General features: G+C 59.1%; 8 protein-coding genes. 7 read left to right on the top strand and 1 reads right to left on the bottom strand.

Going from position 1 to position 8,281, the window contains the following annotated elements:
• Positions 1 to 514 (bottom strand): alanine racemase (locus tag AC1D35_RS33730; RefSeq protein WP_477942210.1); only part of this gene is annotated, 514 nt, incomplete at its 3' end.
• Positions 515 to 968: 454 nt separating this feature from the next.
• Between AC1D35_RS33730 and AC1D35_RS33735 the strand changes: the two genes are divergently transcribed.
• From AC1D35_RS33735 to AC1D35_RS33765, 7 genes are all read left to right on the top strand, one after another.
• Positions 969 to 1,616, top strand: a complete 648-nt coding sequence (locus AC1D35_RS33735) for a helix-turn-helix domain-containing protein (RefSeq protein ID WP_477942212.1) — start codon at positions 969 to 971, stop codon at positions 1,614 to 1,616.
• A gap of 319 nt (positions 1,617 to 1,935) precedes the next feature.
• Positions 1,936 to 3,489: an ABC transporter substrate-binding protein gene (locus tag AC1D35_RS33740; RefSeq protein ID WP_477942214.1), complete on the top strand. Its 1,554-nt coding sequence runs from the start codon at positions 1,936 to 1,938 to the stop codon at positions 3,487 to 3,489.
• A gap of 49 nt (positions 3,490 to 3,538) precedes the next feature.
• The gene (locus tag AC1D35_RS33745; RefSeq protein WP_477942215.1) at positions 3,539 to 4,480 is read left to right on the top strand and encodes an ABC transporter permease; all 942 of its coding nucleotides are present in this window, start codon (positions 3,539 to 3,541) and stop codon (positions 4,478 to 4,480) included.
• Between the two features lie 3 nt (positions 4,481 to 4,483).
• Entirely contained in the window at positions 4,484 to 5,377 is an 894-nt protein-coding gene (locus AC1D35_RS33750) for an ABC transporter permease (RefSeq protein ID WP_477942217.1), read from the top strand.
• A complete protein-coding gene (locus AC1D35_RS33755) occupies positions 5,377 to 6,357 on the top strand; it encodes an ABC transporter ATP-binding protein (protein WP_477942223.1) in 981 nt (326 codons plus the stop codon). Before AC1D35_RS33750 ends, AC1D35_RS33755 begins: the two co-directional genes overlap by 1 nt.
• Positions 6,357 to 7,424 (top strand): ABC transporter ATP-binding protein, encoded by a 1,068-nt coding sequence (locus AC1D35_RS33760; protein ID WP_477942219.1) that lies wholly within the window; start codon positions 6,357 to 6,359, stop codon positions 7,422 to 7,424. Before AC1D35_RS33755 ends, AC1D35_RS33760 begins: the two co-directional genes overlap by 1 nt.
• A 54-nt stretch (positions 7,425 to 7,478) precedes the next feature.
• Positions 7,479 to 8,281: serine hydrolase (locus tag AC1D35_RS33765; protein ID WP_477942221.1), on the top strand; the 803-nt coding region annotated here is incomplete at its 3' end.

Genomic DNA, 8,281 nt, shown 5'->3' on the forward strand with positions numbered 1-8,281 from the left:
GATCGTTTCCTTCCACGATCGCGATCGTTTCGATGGCCTCGCGGCTGCTGGCGCCATAGGAATGGCCGGCATGCGACAAGAGCCCGGCAAGTTGAAGCCCGTCCGCAACGGCTATTTCTTGTGCCACTTCAAGGGCCAKAGCGCTGTCCGGCTTGACGCCGATACGCCCGAGCCCGACATCGACTTTCATAAATATGGGCAAACTCATCCCGGTCGCGATCGCGGCTTCGTTGAGCGCCTWGACGCCTGCCATGTCGGCTGCGATGAAGGAAACGCGCGCATCCTTTGCCCTGACCGCTGTAAGGAGCGGCGTAATAGTTTCAGCACGAATGACGGGATAGGCCATCAGGACGTCCTTGATGCCGGCCTGCACGAAAACCTCGGCTTCGCTGGCTTTTGACGCCGTCAGACCCATTGCGCCCGCTTCAATCTGACGCCGGGCGATCTCTATGCTCTTATGGGTTTTTATGTGGGGACGCAGCGAGACGCCGGCATCATCGGCGATCGCCTGCATTCTCTTGATATTGCGGTCGAGGCGAAAGCTATCGATTTCGATATAGGGAGTCGCGCAGTCCGCCGGCGCCGGGCGATCGAACCCGGCCCTGAAACTGTTGAAAAGTTTGGCGATATTATTCGGCATAGGAATTCGAACTCTGTGGTATCGATGGTCGCGGCTGGCAAGGCGCGGGCCATCTCTTGTAATCGATTGGGTTGGTGTCTGGTCGAGCGAACTGAGATGCGATTGAGAACAGGGATCGTTCCGTTGCTTTGGATGAAAACTGCGACAGCAGGCCTAACTCTGTCAATCAAAATTTCCTTTGCGATAATATTTTGACTAAAGTAAAATGCGGAAAGGGAATTGTGCGGGTTCAACCGTCGGCGATTTGCTCGAACAATGCCGAAAACGTACAAGACCGGATTGGTGATGTGACTCTTGTCCACAGGGGCATGAGGCTAGGAGGCAACAATTGCGCAATCTCAGTGAAAATGCTGCTCCGCCGCAAACGGACCAGGATTTTGGTCTCCGGGTGAAGGATCTGCGCTCGGCGCGCAAGTGGACCCTGGAACGGCTCGCCGAGATGAGCACCGTTTCGATCTCGGCACTCTCGAAGATTGAAAACGGCCAAGTTTCCGCGTCATTCGATACGATCGTCAAGATTGCCCACGCCTTTGGCCTGACCTTTGCCGAGCTTTTTGCATCGGCCGCCACCGAGCCGACCGAGGAGATGCCATCGATCGTGGGGCGTCGCACATACACGCTCGAAGGCAATGGTTTGCCGTTTTCGACGGACTATTACGACTATCAGGTCCATTCGGCTGAGCTGATCCACAAGGGGATGATTCCCTTGGTCATGACGATCAAGACGCGCGAGGTCCTTCCGAGAAAGGAATGGTCTACCCATGATGGGGAGGAATTCATCTATGTCATTGCCGGGACGACGGTTCTGCACACGGCCTATTACGCGCCACTGAAGCTTTCGGCCGGCGACAGCGCCTATATCGACAGCACAATGGCGCATTGCTTTGTCTCGATCGGCGAGGAGGACGCGCGAATTCTCTCGATCTGCATGACCGAGCGGCTGATGTTCAACGATGTCCCCGTCGGAAACGCGTAATCGATCAGCCGACCGGAGCGGCAGCCGGATTGGGGTCGGGATTTTCGGATTTCGGCGGCGGTTCTCGCTTCTGGCGGCATGATGGTTGTTTCTTGTGCAGTCGCCCGTTTTATTATCATAAAAATATTTTTCTTATAGGAAAATATCTGTTGCCATAGGATAAATCCTCGATATCCTACCTGTGAGACAGATCAACGCATCAAGGACCGACCGGGAGATCGGTTCCCTGCGACACCCCGATCGGGCACCGCTTTCTCACAGTGAATGGTTTACCCAACAACTTGGAGCCGCACGAAGATGCGGTAGCAAAGAGGGAACAATGAGCAACAAACTAAGTCGTCTCGGCGCCGTCGCAGCGCTCGTATCGGTTACAACCAGCTTGTTGATTGCCGGTTCGGCGACCTCCGCCGACCTTCATCGCGGTGGCACCTTGACGATGGGGCGGCCGGATGAGCCGCTGACGCTGGATCCCTTCATTCCATCAGACAATGGTTCGATCTTTGCGATCGCCCAGGTCTGCGAACCGCTTATCCTGGCGGACAAGACGGGCATGGGTCTCGAACCCGGGCTTGCTTCGTCCTGGACTATATCGCCCGATGGCCTGACCTATGTCTTCACGCTGCGTGATGGCGTCGTTTTCAGCGATGGCAAGCCGCTCACTGCCGAAGACGTGATATTCTCGCTGAACAAGCAGATGGACCCGTCCGCTTCGTTCGGCTTTGCCTTCGCGCCGGTGAAATCGATCGAAAAGACCGACGACACACAGGTCACCATCACATTGAAAGCGCCCTATGTGCCGATCTTGTCGGCGCTTTCGCTTTATGCCGCATCGATAGTCGAGAAGGCCGCCTACGAAGCCGGCGCCGAAGCCTTTGGATTGAAGCCCGTTTGCACCGGCCCGTTTACGGTCGAAGCCTATGACCGTGGCAGCCAGGTCGTGCTGGCCGCCAATCCGAAATATTGGGCCAAGGGCGACGATGGCAAGCCACTGCCCTATCTCGACCAGATCGTCATGAAATATATGCCCGACGGCAACTCGCGCGTCCTTGGCCTGAAGAACGGCGATCTCGATGTCGCCTTGCAGTTGCCGCTCAGCCAGGCCGCATCGGTCAAGGCAACGGAGGGGCTCGCGCTGGAAGAGGCGCCCTCCTATGCCCTCGATTATATCTATCTCAATCATGCCAAGAAGCCGATCGACGACAAGCGTATCCGCCTTGCCCTGAACTACGCGACAAATCACGATGCGCTGATGAAGGCCGTCTATTTCGGCTATGGCGAAGCTCCCAACTCATTCACACCCAAGGTCAATTACTGGTCGGCGAATGTGAAGGCGATCCCCTACGATCCCGACAAGGCAGCGGCCCTCGTCAAGGAAGCCAACTATGACGGAACGCCGATCGAACTGATGGTTTCCTCCGGCAATTCCACCCAGCGCCAAACCGCCTCTATTCTGCAGGCCGCCTGGCAGAAAGCCGGTCTCAAGGTGAATATTGTCCAATATGAGGGCGCGACCGCCGGCGCGATGATGCGCAAGGGCGAATACCAGGCGCGTGTCAGCCTGATATCGAGCGACATCAACGACAGCGATGAAATCGCGACGCTGCAGACCGATTTTGCAGGCAGCACCCATTCCTTCTTCACCTGGTACAAGAACGACGAGGTGATCGGCCTTCTCACTCAGGCTCGGGGCGAACTCGACACGACCAAGCGCGCCGCTCTTTATGAAAAGGTGCAGGATACCGTCTACAACGACGGCTATAGCGTGCCGCTGAACTTCGTACCCTTCATCAACGGCTACAAGTCCAAGATCGAGAACTGGCAGAATATCGCGGTCGGCTGGTGGTGGCTGAAGACGACGCGGATCCCCGAATAATCGTGAGCGATGGCCTGCCTGGATTTCCAGGGGGGCCACGGAGATTTCGATGATCTATTTGCGCTACATTCTTTCGCGTGTGATTGCCGCAATGCCTGTCCTGGTGGCCGTTACCGTGTTCAGCTTTCTCGCGATCAAGCTGGTACCGGGCGACCCAGTCCGCATCATGATGCGCGATCGCGTCACCGATGCACAAGTCGCGGCAATCTACGCAAAGCTTGGAATGGATCGACCGCTGGTGGTCCAATATCTGAGCTTCGTCGGAAAAGCCGCGACCGGCGATCTCGGGCAGAGCATTATTCAAAATCAGCCCGTCTCGGCGCTTGTCGGCGAACGAATTGCCCCGACATTGATGCTGCTTGCGGTCGGAACAATATTCTCGATCCTGATAGCCTTGCCGATCGGGATTATCGCGGCCGCCAATCCGGACACGGTTTTCGATCAGGTCGTGCGGATTGTCTGTATCGTCGGCTTTGCCATGCCGCATTTCTGGGTTGGGCTTTTGCTGATGCTGGCCTTCGGCATTCAGTTGCGACTGTTGCCGATATCGGGATACGGGGCGAGCTTTGGCGACCATCTGGTGCATATGATCCTGCCGGGGCTGACGATCGCCCTGTTCCTCGGGCCGATCCTCATCCGCACGCTGCGGGCCTCGATGCTGGAAGTGCTGGCGACGGATCAGATCGAGGTCGCACGGGCACGCGGCCTGCCGGCCTGGCGCATTCTTGGCAAACATGCGCTGCGCAATGCGCTCATTCCGACACTCACCGTTCTTGCCGTCAACATCAGCTGGCTCGTGAGCGGTGCTGTCGTCATTGAGTCGGTCTTTGCCCTGCCGGGCCTTGGCTCGCTCCTGATCCAGGCCGTCAGTTTTCGCGATTACCCTTTAATTCAGGGCCTGTCCGTGGTGCTTGCGGTCACAACCGTGGGCATCAATCTCATTGCCGACTTGAGCTATGCGCTCGTCGATCGACGCGTTTTACGGGACTGACCATTGAGCAACTCCATAGACGAAGTCACTCTCTCGACACCGCCGCTCCTGATTGCATGCCAGGCGATCTTCGATGAGATCAGAGCTTKGCCGGCAACCCTGAAGGTCGGCGCCGTCCTGATGATCATCCTTGCGATCGCCGCGATCTGCGCGCCGCTCGTGGCGCCCTATGATCCCGATCTTCAGGATTTCGATGCCATCATGGTGCCGCCGAACCTGCAGCATCTCTTCGGCACCGACAATATCGGCCGCGATATCTTCTCGCGCGTTCTCTACGGCGCCCGCATTGATCTGGTCTCCGGCCTCATCATGACCTATGTGCCGATGGCCTATGGGGTGCTGATCGGCGCCTATGCCGGCTATCGCGGCGGCTGGTTCGATTCCGTCATTGCGATGATCATCAACGTGGTCATCGCCTTCCCGTTTCTCGTCGTGATCATCATCGTCGTTGCGGTTGCCGGTCCCGGCCTGCAAAACATCTACATCGCCGTTTTCCTGGGCTCCTGGACAATGTATGCGCGCCTGACCCGGGCTGAGATGCTGGTCGAGCGCAACAAGGATTATGTGCAGGCGGCCAAGGTCCTCGGCTTTCCCTCACGACGCATCCTGCTTTTCCACGCTCTACCGAACACTGTGAGTTCGGCTGTTGCCTTTTCCATGTCCGACTTCGTCTTGAACATTCTCATGCTTGCCGGCCTGAGCTTCATCGGCTTCGGCGCCCAGCCGCCGATGCCGGAATGGGGTGCGACGATCGCCGAGGGGAAGGAATTCATCCTCGATGCCTGGTGGATCTGCGCCATGCCCGGCCTTATGGTCGTCTATGCGGGCGCTGCACTCAGCCTGATCGGCGATGGCCTTGCGACGCGGCTTGGCGTCAGCGGCGGAGGGCATAAATGATGGAAACCACCTCAGCCGCAGTGCCGCCCCTGCTCGATATCGAGGGATTGAGCGTCCGTTTCGCCAAGGGTCGCGTGCTTGCCAATGACAATATCAGCCTGAGCGTCATGGCCGGCGAAACCCTTGGCATCGTCGGGGAATCCGGCAGCGGCAAGTCGGTCTTGTGTCGCGCCGTGCTGCGATTGCTTGGCGCCGGAGTCACGGCAACGCGTCTTGCCTTTCAGGGGCGGGATCTTCTTTCGCTGTCGGAGCGCGAGATGCGACGGCTGCGCGGTTCCGGAATTTCGATGATTTTCCAGAGCCCGATGAGCAGCCTCGATCCGGTCTGGTCGATCGGCGACCAGATCATCGAGACCCTGTGTCTGCATCGACGGCTGAGCAAGCAAGCCGCCCGCAAGGAGGCGATAGCACTTCTCGACAAGGTCGGCATTCCATCCGCGACGCGGCGCATCGATGAATATGCCCATCAATGGTCGGGCGGTATGCTGCAGCGCGCCGTCATCGCGCTGGCGCTCGCGGGCAAACCGAAACTGATGCTTGCGGACGAGCCGACCACGGCGCTCGACGTGACGATTCAGGACCAGATCCTGTCGCTGCTCCTCAGCCTTCAAGCCGAGACCGGCATGGCGCTCGTTCTCGTTTCCCACGACATGGGCGTCATCGCCGAGACATGCGATCGCGTCGCCGTCATGTATGCCGGCCGCATCGTCGAAACGGCGCCGGTGAGGCAGATCTTCGATGCGCCGGCTCATCCCTATACGCGTGGGCTCTTGAACTCCATGGTGCATGTCGAGGGGCCGATCCAGCGTCTGACGCCCATTCCGGGACAACCGCCCGACTTAACCCAAATGGGGCAGGGCTGCGCATTTGCGCCGAGATGCGCCTCGGCAAGGGATGACTGCACCCGAGACCTCGTGCCGCTGGCCGCCATAGCTGCACAGCACAAATGCGCATGCCTGCATCCGAGAGCAATACAGTGATGGCGAGTGCAAATAGATATGGCGCTGTTATCGTCGATCGTCCGAGGGGTGCTGAAGAAATGCAAGATGGCGCGGCAAGACCCGCAACGAAAGTGGCGCGACTGGCCGTAGAGCGGCTCTCGGTCGAATTTCGCGGCAACCACACGATCGCTTCCATGCTCAAAGGCGAGCAGCCGGGCAAGGTTCGCGCCGTGGACAAGGTGACCTTCGAAATCGCCGCCGGCGAAACGCTCGGCCTCGTCGGCGAGAGCGGCAGCGGCAAGACCACTGTCGGCCGTGCCTTGCTGGGGCTGAACAGACCCACGGAAGGGCGGCTGCTGCTCGATGGCGAGGATCTGACATCCCTGTCGGATGAGCAGAAAAAGACCTTGCCGCGCCGGATGCAAATGGTGTTTCAAGACCCGTACGGCTCGCTCAACCCCAGGCGCACGGTTCGCCAGACATTGAGCGAGGTGCTGTCGTTTCACCAGATCGTGCCTTCGCAAGAGGTGCAACAGGAAGTGTCGCGGCTGATGTCGCTGGTCGGGCTCTCCCCGACGCTTGCCGATCGGCGCCCGAAGGGCCTCTCCGGCGGCCAGCGCCAGCGCGTCGGCCTGGCACGGGCTCTGGCGGTTCGGCCATCGGTGCTGGTGCTTGACGAGCCCGTGGCCGCGCTTGACGTTTCCATTCAGGCGCAGGTTCTCAACCTTCTCGAGGATCTGCGAAAGCAGCTTGGGTTGACCATGCTCTTCATCGCCCATGAACTGGGGGTGGTGCGGCACATCTCCGACCGTGTCGCGGTCATGTATCTTGGCCATGTAATGGAGATCGGCACGACGGAAGAGATATTCTCGGGCGCCAGGCACCCCTATACGATCAGCCTGTTGAAGGCGATGCCGCGGCTTATCCCCGAGAAACGCAATCGGCCGCCTGTCTTGCAGGGCGAAGTGCCGAGCCCCTTTGCCATTCCCACGGGCTGTCGTTTCCGCACCCGATGCCCTGTCGCGCAAGCCATATGCGCACAGGAGCCGCCCATGGCGACTCTCAGTGCCACCCATGCCGCATCTTGCCATTTCGCCGCCCGCTAAACGCGGCATTTCACAATAACCCGAAAAACCGACCATACGTTTATGAGGCCGACAATGTTTAAAACAGGAAATGCTGTTCTCGATGAGGTCCTGACTTCCATCCCCGCGGATTACCGCGGCCCGGGCGGTGCCTTCGCGGTTTTGAAGAATGGCGAGGTCATCGCACAGCATGCCTGGGGATACACCGACCTCGAACGCCATATTCCGATGACGACCAAGACGCTGATGCCGATGTGCTCGATCAGCAAGGAATTCACATGTTCMGCCATGCTGGAAGCGCTCGGCGATCCGTCGGTCCTCGATGCTGGCGTTCGGCGCTACCTGCCGCTGCTCGAAGGGCCGATGCCTCGGGCCGTCGACCTCGCCAACAACCAATCCGGCTTGCGCGATTATTGGGCGCTGACCGTCTTGTCGGGGGCGTCGCCGCAAGGCGAATGCCGCGCCGAAGACGGCAGGCATCTTCTGTCGCTCGCCCGCACCACGCATTTTGATCCCGGTTCCCAATATTCCTACGCCAACGGCAATTTTCGAATCCTCTCCGACCTCATCGCCGAGCAGACGGGCCGGCCGCTAGGAGAGTGGGTCAAGGAACGCATCTTCCGGCCAGCGGGCATGACGACCGCGGAGTGGTGCGAGGAATCAAGCAAATTCCCGGGCGATGCTGTCGGCTACGAAGGCAGCATGGCCTCAGGTCATTTTCCGGCCATCAACAAAATCCACCTCTCCGGCGATTCCGGCGTCAACGCCTCCCTCGAGGATATGATTGCCTGGGAGCGTTTCGTCGATGCGACACGTGATGATGAGACCAGCATCTATCGCCGCATCTCGGCACCCACGACATTTTCGGAGGGCAAGCC

It is taken from the genome of Rhizobium sp. P1_E6, from assembly GCF_056405875.1.